14 protein-coding genes are annotated in these 17,173 nt (G+C 48.6%); 3 read left to right on the forward strand and 11 right to left on the reverse strand.

The genetic code is table 11. The features are described 5' to 3' along the window. Positions 1-7 precede the first annotated feature (7 nt). Positions 8-2,920 (reverse strand): WG repeat-containing protein, encoded by a 2,913-nt coding sequence (locus ACFVS2_RS13275; protein WP_390234574.1) that lies wholly within the window; start codon positions 2,918-2,920, stop codon positions 8-10. Positions 2,921-3,123: 203 nt separating this feature from the next. Between ACFVS2_RS13275 and ACFVS2_RS13280 the strand changes: the two genes are divergently transcribed. Then, positions 3,124-4,185: an AI-2E family transporter gene (locus ACFVS2_RS13280; protein ID WP_173620507.1), complete on the forward strand. Its 1,062-nt coding sequence runs from the start codon at positions 3,124-3,126 to the stop codon at positions 4,183-4,185. Positions 4,186-4,235: 50 nt separating this feature from the next. Here ACFVS2_RS13280 and ACFVS2_RS13285 read toward each other — a convergent pair whose 3' ends face one another. Next, positions 4,236-5,120 carry an NAD(P)-dependent oxidoreductase gene (locus ACFVS2_RS13285; RefSeq protein ID WP_173620508.1) on the reverse strand — a complete coding sequence of 295 codons (885 nt, stop codon included), beginning with the start codon at positions 5,118-5,120 and terminating at the stop codon, positions 4,236-4,238. Between the two features lie 191 nt (positions 5,121-5,311). On the opposite strand from ACFVS2_RS13285, the gene ACFVS2_RS13290 reads away from it, so the two are divergent. Together ACFVS2_RS13290 and ACFVS2_RS13295 are read left to right on the forward strand one after the other, a co-directional pair. After that, a complete protein-coding gene (locus tag ACFVS2_RS13290) occupies positions 5,312-6,010 on the forward strand; it encodes a cyclic nucleotide-binding domain-containing protein (RefSeq protein WP_390234577.1) in 699 nt (232 codons plus the stop codon). A gap of 23 nt (positions 6,011-6,033) precedes the next feature. Next, positions 6,034-6,462 (forward strand): DMT family transporter, encoded by a 429-nt coding sequence (locus ACFVS2_RS13295; protein ID WP_007729656.1) that lies wholly within the window; start codon positions 6,034-6,036, stop codon positions 6,460-6,462. A gap of 24 nt (positions 6,463-6,486) precedes the next feature. On the opposite strand, the gene ACFVS2_RS13300 is transcribed toward ACFVS2_RS13295, so the two are convergent. The 9 genes from ACFVS2_RS13300 to ACFVS2_RS13340 all read right to left on the reverse strand — a co-directional run bounded on the left by ACFVS2_RS13300 (position 6,487) and on the right by ACFVS2_RS13340 (position 17,164). Then, complete coding sequence (locus tag ACFVS2_RS13300; protein WP_390234581.1) at positions 6,487-7,599, reverse strand: aminopeptidase; 1,113 nt, start codon at positions 7,597-7,599, stop codon at positions 6,487-6,489. 111 nt (positions 7,600-7,710) lie between these two features. After that, on the reverse strand, positions 7,711-8,322 hold the full coding sequence (locus ACFVS2_RS13305; RefSeq protein ID WP_173620511.1) for a response regulator: 612 nt from the start codon (positions 8,320-8,322) through the stop codon (positions 7,711-7,713). Next, entirely contained in the window at positions 8,319-10,418 is a 2,100-nt protein-coding gene (locus ACFVS2_RS13310) for a sensor histidine kinase (protein ID WP_390234584.1), read from the reverse strand. The genes ACFVS2_RS13305 and ACFVS2_RS13310 overlap by 4 nt, the downstream gene beginning before the upstream one ends. Before the next feature lie 568 nt (positions 10,419-10,986). Beyond that, a complete protein-coding gene (locus tag ACFVS2_RS13315) occupies positions 10,987-11,460 on the reverse strand; it encodes an MgtC/SapB family protein (protein ID WP_390234587.1) in 474 nt (157 codons plus the stop codon). Positions 11,461-11,533: 73 nt separating this feature from the next. After that, positions 11,534-13,222: a DUF4127 family protein gene (locus ACFVS2_RS13320; protein ID WP_390234590.1), complete on the reverse strand. Its 1,689-nt coding sequence runs from the start codon at positions 13,220-13,222 to the stop codon at positions 11,534-11,536. Between the two features lie 30 nt (positions 13,223-13,252). Continuing rightward, entirely contained in the window at positions 13,253-14,596 is a 1,344-nt protein-coding gene (locus ACFVS2_RS13325) for an FAD-dependent oxidoreductase (RefSeq protein ID WP_390234593.1), read from the reverse strand. 51 nt (positions 14,597-14,647) lie between these two features. Beyond that, on the reverse strand, positions 14,648-15,505 hold the full coding sequence (locus ACFVS2_RS13330) for a carbohydrate ABC transporter permease (protein WP_064203104.1): 858 nt from the start codon (positions 15,503-15,505) through the stop codon (positions 14,648-14,650). Beyond that, positions 15,495-16,433, reverse strand: coding sequence for a carbohydrate ABC transporter permease (locus tag ACFVS2_RS13335; RefSeq protein ID WP_390234595.1), 939 nt, complete (start codon positions 16,431-16,433; stop codon positions 15,495-15,497). The genes ACFVS2_RS13330 and ACFVS2_RS13335 overlap by 11 nt, the downstream gene beginning before the upstream one ends. An 11-nt stretch (positions 16,434-16,444) precedes the next feature. Continuing rightward, positions 16,445-17,164: a hypothetical protein gene (locus tag ACFVS2_RS13340; protein WP_390234598.1), complete on the reverse strand. Its 720-nt coding sequence runs from the start codon at positions 17,162-17,164 to the stop codon at positions 16,445-16,447. Between the last annotated feature and the right edge of the window lie 9 nt (positions 17,165-17,173).

A 17,173-nucleotide genomic window follows, 5' to 3' on the forward strand; every position in this document is an offset into this window, starting at 1 on the left:
TATCTGCTCACAACTTCGCTTCATAAGCCGCAAGCAATTTAGCCGCTTGCTTGTTGTACTGGTTGACCAAGCCTTGAATGGCTTTTTGCCACTCAGCTTGTGGGAGCGGGATTGATAGTTGATCTACTGGCTTTCCGTTAATGACAAGTGCTGTAGTGAGCATTTGCTGTTGTACTGGACTGAGCGTAGCCACCGTTAATACCTTTGGCTTGAGCACTTTCTTTCCTTTCAGGGAACGCATGAGCTCTGTCATCAAGATGTACTGATACTCCGTGTACAAATCCATCGTCATGTAATAGCTCATTCCGCCTCTCTCCGGCACAATTCCCCGCTTCAGTGCCCATTCCACCACCTGTGGCGTCGTCATCGCTTGACTTGTTTTTCCTGTCGCCATGAAATAAGCCACTCGGAACATATCTTCGTCACTCATGACAGTACGTTTCTCATCGGCCTTGATGACTCCCGTGGACACCAGCTCAGTGACTACTGCCTGCTTGCCTACATCCTTCGGCAAATTCAAATAAAGCGCCAGATTGGTAAAAAACTTGCTCTCACTGTTTCCACCAGATGGCCAGCTATACGGTTTGTCGAAATCAATTAACTCAAGTGGACTTTTTCGCATCAAATCTGAGTAAGCAGAAAAAGAATCGAATGTTATCGGACGATAGGAGACCACTGGTTTTTTCGTCAGGAATCGAGTCGCAAACAGCTCTTGCCCACCCTGATCTAAATAGCCGAACTGGTCTTTTGTCGTGAACACATAAGGAGACTGACTACCAGCAGGGTTCCACAATTGCAGGAATACCTGTTCAACCGGCATAATCGTCTCGAACTTGGCACTTGTCAGCACCTTGCCATCCATAGACAGAAGTCCGCGCAATCCCGTCTTTTTATCCTCATAAACGATGGCACTCTGCTTTCGATTTGCTGCAATCAAAAACTTCAAAGACTGATAATCCCCCGTACTCAAGCGCAGTAGCTCTGATGAGTATACATCCCATCCGGTACTCGTTTGAACGAATAGCTTATCGAAATCGCCATCGGACAGACAATTTGTCACGCCTGTGAGCTTATTTACGAGCTGATTTCCTTCTGGTGCCCATATATCCATGGTGCCGTCTTCACGTGCGGCTATCACGATCTTGTGATCCTGCAGCATTCTTTCCGTTACATCGCGATAAATATAATCGCTTACGACTTGAAGATGCCCGCCATCAGCCTTGATCATCGCCATACCGGCAGCCCCCGATCTCACACTCGTGGTGTATACGGAGTCAGCCACTTTGATCAAGTTGAGAGGCGGTCCGTCGTTGCCTGACTTCCACAACGCGACCTGGGTCTCCGTTGTCAACAGCTTGCCCTCTGGCGTATAAAGATCCGTCCAATCTTGATACATTGCAACGATCAGCTTGCTATCGGAATCCATGTAGACAGATTGGTAGAGCTTGCTGATTGGTTGGTTCGTCTTGCGGTCCACGATCATAACGCCTTTTCCCGGCTGATACATGGTCGTCAAATCATCGGACAACGGATTTGGATTGACAGCTTCTATTTGTTTCCCTCCGATGCTGTATCGCAGCACCTTTCCATCCGGCTCCGTCACCAGCACCTCGCCCGTTACTTCCTCGTGGCGAATGATTCGATTCGCAACAGGAGACAGGAGCAAGCCTTCATCTTCAGAATAAAGCCCGATTTTGTTTCCGTCCTTGATGCTAAGCATGCTGTAGCTGCCCAAAGTCACATACGAGTCGAACCAAAAATCTGGCTCCTTGACTTCTTTATCCCAGCCTGGGAGAATCGTTTTTTTCCCGTCACTACGGACGAGCAAGCGTGCAGCTGGCGGACCTTCAGCCCGCGGATAAGCAAAGGGGATAACCGTCTCTCCCCCGACTTGGAGGACGCCGTACAGATTCGTTTTCGGGTCCTGTCCCAACACGTAGCTGCCATGCAAAAACTGGGCTCCTTTTTTCAATGGATGCGACGTACCTTTGGACCTGGAATGATACGTGATGACATCTCCAGAAACCGTGTAGTACACATCCGGATTGTTATGCTCGAACCCGACTTCTTTGTAAATGGGCTCTGCCAGCATCCGTCCGTCTTTCCACAGTCCTTGTCCCTTGGGTCCGATCACCTGAAAGTATCCATTGTTCCAAATATAGAGCGCATTGTATTTCGGCTCTAGTACGTACTTTCCGTTGCGATCGATCAAGCCTTCTTTTCCACCGGATCGTACTTTGAGATACGCTGTGTCTGGACCCCCTTCAGTTGGAATCAGCTCTGCTTTTGCCAGCGCAAACAACTTTTTCCCAGAAGCAGGATCGTACATCATGAGCTCTTTCGGCGTCGTTGCGACAAAATAACGCTTTTTCTCCGCGTCTCTATTTTCCGTCTGATCAGGAGCAACTAATGGAACCATCGCGAGCTTGCCTGCAAATGGCGGAATCAGGACCTTTCCATTCGAATGGAGCAGCATAGATGATTTTCCCAGCAGCATGATCGCCGTCCCCTGCTCTTTGGACAAATCATACGGATGCGCACCTGCAAACTTCATGGTCGACAGCTTGTTTGTCTTCAAATCGATATATTGGAACCAGCCGCCTTTTTGGACAATGGCGATATTTTGGGAATCGGGAATGTCGACGTTATCCCAGATCGCAGGAGTTATTTCTTTCCCCGTCCGTGCGTCGAGAATTCCTTTTTTACCGCTTTTTGTTACGATCATGCCAGTAGTAGCTAGTTGAAATTCATCATAAATAGCCTGTGTGACCAGCTTGCTACCGTCCGTAAAACCGATCTTGTAGTCTGTAACATACGGCTGAATCTGCGAAAACGTAGCCGCATGGACAGAAGAAGTCCACGCACTTGCCCCGAGTACGGCAGCGGTAACCAGACTGATGGTCTTCGTTTTTATGTTCATTGGTAATTAGCCTCCCTTGGCAAACATTCCCTTCTTTTGACGCTTCGTGGGGTGAAATAGTTTCGTTGCACTTTTTCAAACAACTGGAACCTTTTCTTTCCCTCCACTCGCTTTTAAGCGTGCTATAATTGTTCACACCGACGCAGTATAATCATCGTATACGGATGGGAGTGCTTATAAGAGCACTTGGAAAGGATGTTCCCATGAATTTCTTTGCTGCCGCCTTGCAAAAGCCGGATGTAAGACGATTTGGGATTTTGGCGTTATTTTGTTTGTTGCTTTACTCCTTGGGAAGTATGCTGAACATGGTTTTGCTAACCTTTTTAGTTACCTATTTAATGAATCGGCTGCATCAATACCTCACACGTCTTATACACAAAGTCGTGCCGATCCATCCCAAGCTGATTCTCATTTTTCTCTATATGTTACTGACGTTCTTTCTCGTTGTCGGTGGGATGAAAGCCATTCCGGCGCTTATTCACCAAACCGGACAATTGTTCCATGTCATCGAGCAAGTGTACCACCAAAATCAGCACAATGAGTTTGCCCCCTATCTTATGTCTGTTGTTGGGAAGCTAGATATGAAGGGCATCGTTCAAGGCAGCCTTGATTTTCTCGCAGTGGTCAGAAACGTTGGGTTCAATGTCTTTCTAGCGATTATTCTGAGTCTGTTTTTCCTGCTCGGTAAAGACAATGTCGTTACGTTTACGGCTCAATTTCGCACGAGCAAATTATCCTGGCTGTACAACGAAATCGCCTACTTCAGCCAAAAATTCATCCTGACCTTTGGTAAAGTAATCGAAACACAGCTGTTGATCGCCTTATTCAATACGACCTTCACCGTTATCGGTCTATGGATCATGGGCTTTCCGAATCTATTGGGACTCGCCATCATGGTCTTCATACTGGGGCTCATTCCCGTTGCAGGTGTCGCCATTTCATTGATTCCGCTCAGTGCCATCGCTTTTAGCGTAGGTGGTATCGCAACCGTTGTTTATTTGCTCGTTTTTATCATGGTGATTCACGCGCTTGAGGCATATGTGTTGAATCCTCGCTTGATGGCAACGAAGACTCACTTGCCGATTTTCTACACGTTTGTCGTTCTGATCTTTTCCGAGCATTTCTTTGGAGTATGGGGACTGATTGTCGGGATTCCGTCCTTTGTTTTCTTGCTAGACATCTTAGAAGTGAAGAAAATGGAACAACCCCCTACCAAAAATAGATCCGTCCCAAAAGATGTACGAGATGTACAAGTCAACACGTGACGGATGGACATAGAGAAGGAGCCCTTCGTGAAAAGGGCTCCTTTTTACTTCTACTTGCCTTCAAACCATTTGATCAAAGCTTGCGTACCGCTATCTGCCTCGCCGTTTGCTGCCAGTTCTTCATAGAGCGATTTGGAGAGCGCGAGTCCTGGTGTCATTAGCCCCATTTCCTCCGCTGCTTCCAATGCGATTCCCATGTCCTTGATAAAATGTTTGACGTAAAAGCCTGGTGCGAAGTTGCCCGCGATCATGCGCGGTGCCAGATTCGACAGCGACCAGCTGCCTGCGGCACCCGCTGCAATGCTCGTCAGCACTTTCTCTGGGTCCAGACCTGCTTTTTTCGCATATGCAATCGCTTCACACACACCGATCATGTTCGTGGCAATACAAATTTGGTTGCACATTTTGGTATGCTGACCTGCACCTGGTCCACCCTGCAAGACGACGTTTGTCCCCATGATCGTAAACACTGGCTCCATCGCATCAAATACTTCCTGATCGCCACCAACCATGATAGTCAGTCGAGCTTCGCGTGCCCCCACATCTCCACCGGAGACAGGCGCATCAAGGGAATGCAGCTCGTGCTTTTTGGCTTCCTCATAAATATGTTTCGCCAGCGACGGCTTCGATGTCGTCATATCGATCAAATAAGTGCCTGGCTTCGCATTTGCCACAATTCCGTCCGCGCCGAGATACACTTCCTCGACATCAGATGGGTAGCCGACCATTGTGATGATCACGTTTGCCTCTTTTGCCAGCTCACTGACATGTTCCTTCCAAATCGCACCTGCTGCCAGCAAATCTGCCGCTTTTTCCTTTGTACGCGTGTACACCAGCACTGTATATCCTGCTTGCAGAAAATGGTTTGCCATGCTTTTCCCCATGACACCCGTTCCTACAAATCCAATGATTCTTTCACTTACAGGCAAAGTCATGTGAACCACTCCTTCGTTTCTCTCTTTCCTATTATCTCGACAATTGTACTTCTCGAATCTATCCGAATATTCCTGCTACGCGTCTTCTGTGTTTAAATGGGAAAAAGGACATATGTCCTTTTTTTTCGCGCGCAAATGCCTTTTACTAAAGAGGGTATAACCTGCAAGCAAACTAGCAGGAGGCTTGATACATGAAAGAACTTCACGACCGCACACTTTTGCATACGCTGTTGCAAAATAGTTCCTTGCCCGATATTTTTGACGCCATTACTCTCCATGAAATGCGCCTGTATCAGGCTGAAAAGGGTGACATCCTCTGTTCGAAGGGCGATCAGCTTCACCATATGTACTTCATTCTGAAGGGAAAAATCAAGATTTTCACGACGCTCCCTAACGGAAAATCTTTGTTGCTACGCTTTAACAATCCACTCGCGATTATCGGAGACGTCGAGTATGTCACACAATGCGAGGTCCGCAATACGGTTGAGTTTGTCCATCGAAGTCTCGTGGTCAGTCTCCCCTTCAAAGTTTTGCAGGAAAACTACCAGAACCACCCACCTTTTTTGCAATTCATTCTACATAAAATCAGTCACAAGCTGCATACATCATCGAACTCAACCAGCCTGAACCTGTTGTATCCCGTTGAAAATCGCTTTGCCAGCTATTTGCTCTCCACGCTGTCCAGCGATACGGGGTCGACCGCTTCCGAGGAGTTAAAGACGGCGAAGCTGACAGAGGTTGCCGAGCTGTTGGGTACCAGCTACCGACATTTGAACCGGGTCATCCGCAATCTTTGCGCAGCATCCGTGATCGAACGCAAAAAAAGCGCACTGATTATCAAGGATCGAGAAAAAATCAGCGAGCTTGCGAGCGGAAACATCTACGAGTAATCAACCATATAGGAGGTCATATTGTGCAAGGCATTCTCTTTTCGTTACTCGCTGGCGTTTTTATTTGTCTACAAAGCGTGTTCAATGCGCAAGCCAGTACAAAGCTTGGACTGTGGCAAACCAATGCGATTGTTCACGCCGTAGGCTTTCTTGTATCGTTCGCGATCTTTCTCTACGTTCGTGATGGCGATTGGAAAAGCATCGGGGAAGTGAACAAGGTGTATTTGCTAGGAGGCGTTTTCGGAGCGATCATCGTTTTTAGTGTGATGAAAGGCATTACCGCCATCGGCCCTGCTTACGCTGTATCGATTCTGCTCATCTCACAATTGCTTGTCGCTCTCCTCATTGATTCTCTCGGTCTGTTCGGCGTGCAAAAGGTTCCGATCACCTTGAACAAAATCATCGGAATCGGCATCATGATCGCTGGTGTAGTCGTTTTCAAACTCAAATAAAGGGGGAGGGCATTATCGCCCTCCCTACAGAATCAATTGCTCCGGATTCAGCCCCAGCAGAGCCTCATGCACAAACCTTCCATCTTTTCGAATCAGCACATCGTCAAACCAGATTTCGCCGCCACCGTATTCCGGACGCTGAATGCAGATCAGGTCCCAGTGAATCGCGCTGCGGTTGCCGTTATCCGCCTGATCATAGGCACGACCCGGTGTGAGATGGAAGCTCCCCTCGATTTTTTCATCAAACAAAGTATCGCCCATCGGGTGCAAAATGTACGGGTTAAACGCAATGGCGAATTCACCAATGTAGCGTGCACCTTCATCCGTGTCCAATATTTCCATGAGCTTGTCAGTATGGTTAGCGTACGCCTCGACAATCTTTCCTTCCCGAAAAGTAAACCGGACGTTTTCAAACGTCGTGCCTTTGAAATTGCTGGGCGTATTGTAGCTGATCGTCCCGTGAATCGAGTCGCGCACGGGAGAGGTATACACTTCGCCATCGGGAATGTTTCGTTTGCCTACCGCTGTCCGCGTCCCAATCCCTTTGATCGAAAACGTCAGGTCTGTCCCTGGTCCAACGATGCGCACCTTGTCCGTTTTGTCCATGAGGTCGTACAACGGCTGGCACGCTTCTGCCATTTTCCGATAATCGAGTGAACATACGTTGAAATAAAAATCTTCAAACGCTTCTGTCGTCATGTTGGCCTTTTGAGCAAGGGCCGAGGTCGGGTAGTTAATGCGCAGTCCCGTAACTTGATTGTCGACATGATGGAAAATGGAATCATACGCTTCTGCGTACAGACGGTACTTCTCCTGCGGAACATCCTTCATCTCACTATCATTTGTCTCGCCATGAATTCCGATATAGCCTTGCATGCCAAACCACATGTCCTTTTCCCACTGAACTGTCTGGGCAAGCTGCTCTTCCGTTAGCCCTTTCAACCATTCCCGCTGGACCTTCGGCCGTACAAAGCGCAGGTGGGGATACGCTCCCTTCGCATACAGCCGCTTTACCAATTCCATTGCCAGCGGCTCTCCTTCATCCACGACCATGATCATAATATGCTGTTTGGCTTGCACATCCAGGCTGTACGAAATCAAGTTGTCTGCTATTTTTCCTAGTCTTTCATCTCTCATCGCGCACGCGTCCTTTCCAGATTTTCATTGCTCTTCCAGCATAACGCGCGTTTGTCAGAGGAATATCATTGGAAAAATCGAGAAAAAAGAGGAGCCAACTAAAGTTAGGGCTCACGTAAAAAAGCCGAACTGACTCGCAAGCATAATGGCATGCGTCCGGTTTTTGGCACCGAGCTTGCTGAACAATTGGTTATTGTATCCTTTGACGGTACCAATCGATATTTGATATTGCAGTGCGATCTCCTGATTCGTATACCCCGCTTTGATCATGTGAAGCATCTCCAGCTCTCGTTTGGTCAAGGTCTCTATCAGTCCTTTTGGAGACAACAAAGCTTTGCTGTTTTCTCCCTGTATGCTCCTCCTGCGCAAGTGCGCCTTCACCCGTGAAATCAACAGATTGGGATCAAAGGGCTTGGTCACATAATCATCACCACCAAGATCCAGGCCAGCGATCATATCCTCCGTGTCATTTTTACAGCTCAAAAACAAGACAGGCACATGAATTCCACTCTGCCTCCATGTCTGACAAAGTTCTAGGCCCGATCCATCCGGCAACAAAATGTCAAGGAGGACCATATCCAATTGTTCACTCAGCATCATGGCCTGCGCTTGCCTCGTATCCTCTGCCTCTCGCACCTGAAAACCACTAGCCTGCAAATAGAGCCTGACCAATTCGCGAATGTTCTCATCATCTTCTACCAACAGGACTACCTCGTTGCTCATCTCACCTTCTCTCCTCCCTCTTCACTCTCTTCCTTCCAGCGGACTGGCAGCGAAAACCAGAAGAGGCTTCCCTCTCCCGCTTTACTCTGTACGCCGATTTTCCCGTGATGATTTTCGATAATTTCTTTGGAGATGGCCAGACCTAGCCCCACTCCTGCCGTCCGTAGCTTTCTAGATTCACTCCCCCGATAAAATCGATCAAACACAAAAGGAAGCGCCTCCTCCTGAATCCCTGCACCTGTATCTATTACCTTGATGGTTGCCTCGCCTGTCCCATCCAGAGCCAGCTCCCACTCTACCTGTAGCTTGATGACCCCGCCCGGTGCCGTATACGCTTGCGCATTTACAAGCAAATTGCTCATGACCTGCTCCAGGCGAATCGGATCAGCCACCAGCAAAAGCTTGCACTCCGTATCTGGCTCCTCCTGTGCTTCCCACACAAATTGCAGCTGTTTCTCCTGCATATCGAGTAAATGCTTCTCGTACAAGCCACGGAAAAATCCAACTGTTGACAATGGCTGAAAATGAAAGCGAAGCTGCCTCGACTCCATCTTGGACAACTCAAACAAATCCGTGATGATTCGATGCAAATAGATTGTTTTTTCATAGATGATCCCCAAGTATTTCGGATCATTCGGCTTGACCACACCGTCAATCATCGCCTTGATGAACCCTTGAATCGACGTGAGCGGCGTCCCCAGTTCATGCGAAATATTGGAGAGCAGCATGCGCCGTGACTCCTCCATCCTTTGCAGCTCCTGATTCTTGTCCGCGAGTGCCTGTGTCCGTTGCAGTACTTTTTGCTCCAACCATTCATTGGTCTGCGCAAGCTCTTCGGAAAGCTGCTCGACATGGGCAAAGGAACGGGCGAATACCATGGACAAATTCATCATTTGGGTGAGTAAAAAAACGAGCAAGCCGAACGGAATTGCATTTTCAAACGGAGACAGATGTGCGTAAAACAACACTTCATTGACAACTGCGGTAAAAAATACGAGGAGACCGATTCCATTTAAGACAGAGCCTGTCTGTTTTTGAACGATGGCCCGTCCATAAACGAATAGCATGTAGCCATAGTTAAGCAACAAATAGGCTTCTCCTACATAAATCCATTCTGTATAGATTCTAGCAGGGGTAAAAAGCACGAAGAGAATAAAGAGAAGCCCTGTCCAGACGCAGGCTCTCTGAATGAAACGATTGAATAATGCCCGATACTGCGAATGGACAAAACAAGCGAGCATGATCAGCGTGAGAAGAGAAGACATGTACTCCAGCTTGACCACCATCTCCCATGGGATCTGCGGAAACAAGCTAACAGCCATCGTCTCTCCCAAAAATAAAATGCGGACCGCGATCGCAATGCTGACTCCACAAAAATAGAGAGTCGAACTCTCTCTTTTGCGTGTCATATACAAACCGAAATGATAGATGCCCATGACTAACAAGGATGCAGCAATCATGCCACTGTAGATAATGTTGGCTTCACGCTTCCCCATGATTTGCTCAGCATGCCCCAACTCAATGGCTTCCCACAGGCCACCTTTTCGCTGGACAAAATTAGAGACGTGAATAACGAGCTCCACTTGTGGTTGATCTGGTTGAAACACGACGACCTTGGGATAATTTTTCGGGGTCATACTCGCTAAATCCTCACCGACTACACCGTTTTCGGCCATAGCCTTGCCGTTTATCCACAGTTTGTAGGCCGTTGCGACGCTGGGCATATAGAGTGCGAAGGGTCTTTCTGACTTTTGCTCATCCAGCTGAATGAGCAGTCGATACGTGGCGTATCCCTGATTGGATATATCCGTTCGATTCCCGGCCCCCTGCTTCCAAGATGAAGGTACTTGGATGTACTCTCGTACGGAAGCATGGGATTCAAAAGTACCTGGGGTGAGGAACTGCCGCCAGTAAAAACTCCATTCCCCATCCAGCCAAATCGTGTCGCCGTCTTCCCAATCCACGCCACGCAAATCTATCACGCCTCGTTTGGCCTGGGGTGGTTGTTCCACGGCATTAGCGAATGGCGTCACGGCGAGCATCCCGATCACCATGATAACGACAAGATTGCATAGCCTTACAAACCACTTGCTCATGCAGGCACTCATCCTATTTGAAATATTCTAACGTTAGCATAGTATGAAATCGGTACAATCAAAACCCCTAAGTTCATGTCCTTCTAACTGTAGTGGTCGGGAGAAGCCCTGCCACATGTTTTCCAGTCGCCTGTATCCTCTCTTCGTTCGGGCGGTCTCCTTCCAAACATGTGACAGTGCTTTCGTACAGCTGTGGATGACTTCGCGCTACTACGGCATTTTGTAAGTTATTACAAAGAAGTTTTTGAGAGCATAGGACTGCATTCATCTCCTAAGATTTGCTTTCAAACAATAATGAGAAGCTGCGTAGAAGAAGCGAATTTCCAGTCCAAGCGCCTCTGGAGCCCGACCTAGCTTCGGAATAAATGGCGGGGAATTTCAGCTTCACTTATGGAATCCTTCCTCGAAACTTCTAGGTTTTGAAGCGCTCCCGCCATTTATTCCGAAGCGGACAGTCTTGACCCCTTGCGGGGCGTAGGCCGAAGCGTAGACTGGAAATTCGCTTCTTCCCCCACTACAGCTCCTTCTAAAAATAAAAAGCGATGCTAATGCACCGCTTCTCCATGATTCACTTTCCAAACCGCTTGTGCTGGACATCTTCCACACGCTGACTGATCCTAGCGAGTACAAAGGCGATGATGACCGAGAATATCACAATGCCGTAAAATCCGGCTCCGATCCCTATACCAATCCCTCCAGCGAAAAAGATCATGGCTGCGGAGGTCAGTCCTTTTACTTTCAAGCCGTCCTTCAAGATGACGCCTGCTCCCAAAAAGCCAAGACCTGTGACAATCTGTGCAGCCAAGCGCATCGGGTCCATCATCGTTCCATTGCCAGGCGCGCTGTATAGCTTTGTGCTGTAAATAGAAACGAGTGTGATGAGCGTGCAGGCTACGGACACATACATGTACGTTTTCAGCCCGGCAGGCTTATTTCTATGCGAGCGATCCCACCCGATAAACAAACCGAGAATCGCGCTCACCACTACCCGCACATACATTTCCAAGTCATAGTGCACATACAACCATTGTAGAGTCTCCATCCTAGTCACCTTCTTATAGCGATAGAGACATGATATGTGCAGACTCGAAAAATAGACCGGCTTTTTCTAAACCTTACTCCCTTTCAATCTTCACTTCTGGCCCGACAAAGACTTCAAATAACCGTTCCCAAGGAAGCTTGATCTCCCTATCCTTTAATTCGACGATTTCACCTTCAAACGTATTCTTGCCTCGCTTCCCAATAACCAGCGATTGATTGGCAAAGTAGTTTTCGTACCATTCTTCCGTATGTGGTATCAGTGCATCTCTCACAAAATCATTGACTTCGTCGTAGTCATCTCCGAGATTCCACTCATTTCCTTTTAACTCTTTTACAAGGTCACGTGCTTCTGCCATCACTTCATTTCGGTAATGATGGTCATTTACAAACGATGACAAGAGCAGATTGATATGGGTTTCTGCCGCATCCACCGTTAAGGGCACACCGAACTGATTTCCTTTTTCCAAAAAGGCTGATCGTTGCAACGCCTGTCCCAACGCGCTTCCCATGTTATTTCCCGCCGTTCCCCATGCCGTGTAGGCGAAAAGTTCCGGCAGCTTTACTTCTTCTTGTAGTCGCTCGATCAGCTCAGGGTCAGCTTTGTTTGTAATCGTCACATCTGTAATGGCGACCTGCTTTCCTTCCTCCAGAAGATCATTGATTTCTTCGACGAACTCATCCAGATCTTCGCGTCTCTCTGCGTTGCTCTGTCCTTTTTTCTTCGGTGAATTGATCATTAACACGATATCTGCATCGTCTTCATCCCGAACTGGCTTGCCGCCTGCTGCGATGATATGCTTCTCGACATTTACATCAAAGGTCGTGTCTTCAAACGGCGCCGTCCACTCACTGCCGTCTATACCCGAATACTCGACTGCTACTTTTGGATGGATGCGCATTTCGTTCAAGGCGAATCGGCTCAACAAGACGGTTCCTACTTCGTCCGCTCCAGGAAAAATCGCCACACGATCCTCTACATCCAGCTCCTTTGCTTTTTTGACCAAGGTCTCCCGCTCTGCCCGGTGAAGACCATGGGGAGCAGCGTCATCCTGAGCCAGCACTAAATAATCAATGGTCCCATCCTCTACCCAATCAATCATCAAGGAGTTAATCTTGTGGTTTCGCTCGCGGGCATTCAAGTAATCTTCCAGCACAGACTCAGGAATCTCCCTTTCCAACTGATCGAGTCGATCCTTTTTTTCTGTCATGCCGAGGTTGTGTACTTCATCGTATAAAATGGCCCATTCTCTGATTTGCTCATAGTACTTCAATGTTTCGGGATCAGTCGCCGTCACCGCCAGGCGTTGAATCGTATCGAAGACGTAGATCGGCTTTTTGGAATGTTTGTCTCTCAGTCTCTTAATGGCTTCGATATTCGATAGGGCATCTTCATAGGACTGTTGGTCGGTACGGGACGCAACTAGCCCGCCATATGCCAGCATGCTGACAGAGATGACCGAGCCGTCCACTTTACTTGCTTGTTTGATCAGCCAATCGCCAATTTCTTCCCCATCGCCCGGAGTCATAAAGTGACCGAGCATGTCTTCATCCGGCATAATCGCCTCCACCCCGCCTGCCCGTGCTGACATTTGTGGAAAATACGTGTTGACCGGACGATCATCGAGAGGGACAAGGGCGACTTTGGCAATTGGTTTTGGTGACGCTTTTTTCGCCGCAACTGTACTCGTCTGCGTAAATGGAACCATGCCTGTTACTAGTGCTGCCATAGCCAGTGTTGAAATGACAACGCGCAACTTTTTCATAGATCCAATCTCCTTTCAAAATGAAAAGGTTTAATCGAGGACGGCATTCGCTAGACGCAATTGTTCTTGTAATTTTGCCACGTGAATCAAACGCGGAATGGTCTTGTCGTGAAATGCGATGGCCGCTGCTGTACCTGCTGCTTGCCCTGTAGCCATACAGCTCGGGGTAAGCCTGGTCGTAGCCAGCGCCTCATGTGTCGTAGAGATACAACGCCCCGCCGCAAGCAAGTTGTCAATGGACGGAGGGATCAGGCATCGATACGGAATGTCATAAGCGCCCTCTCCTTCAATATCTGCTGCCACTACGCCTTTGCCAGAAGGATCGTGAATGTCAACCGGATAGCCGCTTCGAGCAATGACATCCGGAAAACGCCTGCCCGCGACCACATCTTCGATCGTCAAGCTGTACTCCCCGACGATTCTGCGCGTCTCACGGATTCCAATTTGCGTTCCAACTGCGGAGACGGATGCTTTCGCGAAACCTGGAACTTTGTTTTTCAAAAATTCAGACATAAATAGCACTTGACGTCTCCCTTCTTCCTCCGCTTCCGTCAAATCCTCGACATCTGTTCCATCCAGCCCCTGCACCCGCGTGCAATTGATCAGAACTTCATCGCTTTCAGGCCCTGTGAAAAACAGAACTTGATCCCGATTAATCGGAACACCTGACATCTTCCAATGCGTATAAAAGCCTTGGACACCCGTCAGTGGAATGGACGGCAACTGCGCAAACGGCGTCTTGTGATAAAACTCGTCTGGATGATCAAGCATGTACTGCTTGACCTGCTCCAGATCGACGCCACGCATGCGAAACTTCATGGTCATCGGCTGTGTCAGCCCATCTGCCTCTCGCCCTTTACTTGTCGGCGCTCCCGATAAATAAGCGATATCTGCATCTCCTGTCGCATCGACGAATACCTTGGCCTTGATCTCATACTTGCCTGATTTACTGGTGAGCGTAACAGAAGTAATCTCTGTCCCCTCTACCTTCACCTGATCGACAAAGCTATGGACAAACAGCTTGACGCCCGCTTCCTTGAGCATTTCCACAGCGACCAGCTTGTAAATTTCCGGATGATACGGCGTGACTGTGCTGACGAATCCTACCGTATCTTGCAAATGTCCAGGCGATCCCCCCTTTTCTTGCAAGCGGTCGACGATTTCCTGTGCAATTCCTTTAATGACTTGCTCGCCTTTCTCCGTATGAAACGTCATCCACGGATAAACGAGCGCAATCGTCGACATCCCTCCGAGAAAGCCGTAACGCTCGATCAGGATCGTTTTGGCTCCCAATCGTCCGCTGGCGAGAGCGGCACTGATTCCTGCCGGTCCCCCGCCTACCACGACTACATCTGCTTCCACTACTCGATCCATCTGCACTCACTCCTTGTTGAAAAAGTCGATATTTTGAACTCCCTTTACCCTTTAATCTTTAAGGCCCGTCATCGATACACCCTCGATAAACTGCTTTTGGGCGAAAAAGAACACGATCAAAAGCGGCAAGGTCGCCATAACGGACGCACTCATCAGATGATGCCAAGCTGTCCCTACTTCATCGGTAAACAAGGACAAAGCGAGCGGCAGCGTCATCAGCTCTCTGTCGTTGATGAAAATGAGCGGATCGTAAAACTCGTTCCAGCTCGTCAAAAACGTAAAAATCGTCAGCGTCGCGATGGCTGGCTTCGCTAGTGGTAGCATGATGCTCCAGTAAATCCGCCAACGCGAGCAGCCATCAATCATCGCCGCTTCCTCCAGTTCTTTCGGAATCCCGAGGAAAAACTGGCGCATGACGAACACTCCAAAAATTCCGCCTGCCCCGAAAATGGGAAGCACAATCAACGGCACATGCGTATTAATAAACCCAAGCATGCGCATGAACAAAAACATCGGAATCGACGTCACTTCATGCGGGATCATCATCGTTGACAGCAGCACTAGAAAGACGATATTGCGTCCACGAAACGGAATTCGGGCAAACGCATAGCCTGCAATCGATGAAAATAAAACCGTTCCAACCGTAACCAAAATCGCAATGTACAGGCTGTTCCAATAGAACAAATGAAACGGCGTATTCGCCAAAACCTCCGTGTAGTTCTCCAAGCGGATCGACGAAGGAATAAACTCTGGCGGAAAGACGAATATTTTGGCCGGCTCTTTTAACGATGTAGAAAGCATCCACAAAAAAGGCACCAGCATCAGTAGGGAGATCGCTCCTAACGCTACATAGTGACCTCCAATTCCCAATAACTTGCCCGCTTGTAATCCGTGGCGATTACTCTTCATGGAACACCCACCTTTTTCTAAACTGCCACTGCAAGAGCGTAAACACTAAAATGATAAAGAACAGCACAAAGGCAAGTGCAGACGCATAACCGAATTCAAAGTTTTTGAAGGCACGCTCCCATATGTAATAGACGAGCACCTTTGTACTGTTATCTGGCCCACCCTGGGTCATGACGTAAATCTGCCCAAACACCTTGAGCGAGCCGATGATCGTCAACAACGTAGTTAAAAAAACCGTCGGACTGATCATTGGGATCGTAATTTGAAACAATTGACGCGTCCGACTGGCTCCATCAATGCGCGCCGCCTCGTATAAGTGAACGGGCACCTGCTGTAAGGCAGCGATGAACAGAACCATGTTCAAGCCCACATTTTTCAGGACACTCGTCACGATCACCACTGGCATCGCCAGCTTTGGATTGTACAGCCATGAGGGACCTGTAATCCCGAACATCTGCAAGATTTGATTGATAAACCCTGTGTCTGTCGCAAACAAATACTTCCACACAATCGCCCAGACGATCAGCGATGTCATGACCGGCACAAAAATGGCTGTGCGAAAAATCCCGATCCCTGGCAGCTTGCGCACGAGCAGTAAGGCCAACCCCAACGCCAACACGATATTCAGGGGGACGAGACCAGCAGAGAACGTAAAGGTATTGCCCACGACCGTCCAAAATTCGGCATCCTGAAAGATCGCTCTGTAATTTTCCAATCCAATAAATTCAGCTTCCCCTAGTAACGGCCAATCCGTAAAGCTCATGTACAGCGCGAGCAAAAGCGGACCAAGCAACAGCACCACAAACCCGATGGCCATCGGACTTATAAACAGCCATCCTGTCAGATTCGCTTCCCGGTTGAAGGATTTTTTCCTTATGTCACTTGTTCTCTTGTCAGGAGAGAGCGGGACATTCAACTTGCTCTCCATACGATCCCTCCTTAGTTGTCAATCGCGTTCCGCAATGCATGGATGGAACGGCGCATTTCATCCTCTGTCCTCCCGATCGCCATCGCTCCAGCTAACAGGACACGAACTCCCGTTTCCCGCAGAGCTTTCATATCCTCCGCCACAATTTTCCGCTGTGTCGGGACGATGATGGGGATGCCTGCCTTTTCTACAATGTACCGATAGGTGAGCAGGTCGGCAAACGTAAGCCTCGTGCCATACTCACTCCCCGGAATAATCGACGCCTCCAATGCGGTCATGGGAAAATGCTTCACGGCCTCCAATGCGGTCATGGGAAAATGCTTCACGGCCTCCAATCGGTTCAAATCAAACTGATCATCGATGGCAAACGTACTCGCCACCCCTTCGATTTTCAAAAGGGACGCAGGCAAATGATGACCATAGATGGAGATGAAGTCGATTCCCAGCGAATCGAACTGTTTGATTTCCTCGGGATTGAGCTCCTCCATTGACCCGCCCGGAACAATGCCAATCGGCCCTGCGAACTGGCTGCGTATCTTTTGGATAAAGTCCGTATATTCAGCCAGAGGACCGAACCGGTTGCCACTGGCACGATGGTACACATTGATGTGCATCTTCAAGCCATCTGCGCCTTCCTCCATCGCTGCTCTGGCCAAGGTCTCATCGTTTTGCGGGAGACTGACCATGAGCAGAAACGGCTTCTCTTCCAGTGCTTGTCGAAAACGATTCATCGTAACCCC

It is taken from the genome of Brevibacillus sp. NPDC058079, assembly GCF_042885155.1.
In the GTDB taxonomy this organism is placed as follows: Bacteria; Bacillota; Bacilli; order Brevibacillales; family Brevibacillaceae; genus Brevibacillus.

Bases quoted from the DNA above. Each gene is read 5' to 3' on its own strand.
- ACFVS2_RS13285 (WP_173620508.1), bottom strand. From the start codon at position 5,120: ATGACTTTGCCTGTAAGTGAAAGAATCATTGGATTTGTAGGAACGGGT.
- ACFVS2_RS13320 (WP_390234590.1), bottom strand. From the start codon at position 13,222: ATGAAAAAGTTGCGCGTTGTCATTTCAACACTGGCTATGGCAGCACTA.
- ACFVS2_RS13330 (WP_064203104.1), bottom strand. From the start codon at position 15,505: ATGAAGAGTAATCGCCACGGATTACAAGCGGGCAAGTTATTGGGAATT.
- ACFVS2_RS13315 (WP_390234587.1), bottom strand. From the start codon at position 11,460: ATGGAGACTCTACAATGGTTGTATGTGCACTATGACTTGGAAATGTAT.
- ACFVS2_RS13275 (WP_390234574.1), bottom strand. From the start codon at position 2,920: ATGAACATAAAAACGAAGACCATCAGTCTGGTTACCGCTGCCGTACTC.
- ACFVS2_RS13340 (WP_390234598.1), bottom strand. From the start codon at position 17,164: ATGAATCGTTTTCGACAAGCACTGGAAGAGAAGCCGTTTCTGCTCATG.
- ACFVS2_RS13280 (WP_173620507.1), top strand. From the start codon at position 3,124: ATGAATTTCTTTGCTGCCGCCTTGCAAAAGCCGGATGTAAGACGATTT.
- ACFVS2_RS13310 (WP_390234584.1), bottom strand. From the start codon at position 10,418: ATGAGCAAGTGGTTTGTAAGGCTATGCAATCTTGTCGTTATCATGGTG.
- ACFVS2_RS13300 (WP_390234581.1), bottom strand. From the start codon at position 7,599: ATGAGAGATGAAAGACTAGGAAAAATAGCAGACAACTTGATTTCGTAC.
- ACFVS2_RS13290 (WP_390234577.1), top strand. From the start codon at position 5,312: ATGAAAGAACTTCACGACCGCACACTTTTGCATACGCTGTTGCAAAAT.
- ACFVS2_RS13335 (WP_390234595.1), bottom strand. From the start codon at position 16,433: ATGGAGAGCAAGTTGAATGTCCCGCTCTCTCCTGACAAGAGAACAAGT.
- ACFVS2_RS13305 (WP_173620511.1), bottom strand. From the start codon at position 8,322: ATGAGCAACGAGGTAGTCCTGTTGGTAGAAGATGATGAGAACATTCGC.
- ACFVS2_RS13325 (WP_390234593.1), bottom strand. From the start codon at position 14,596: ATGGATCGAGTAGTGGAAGCAGATGTAGTCGTGGTAGGCGGGGGACCG.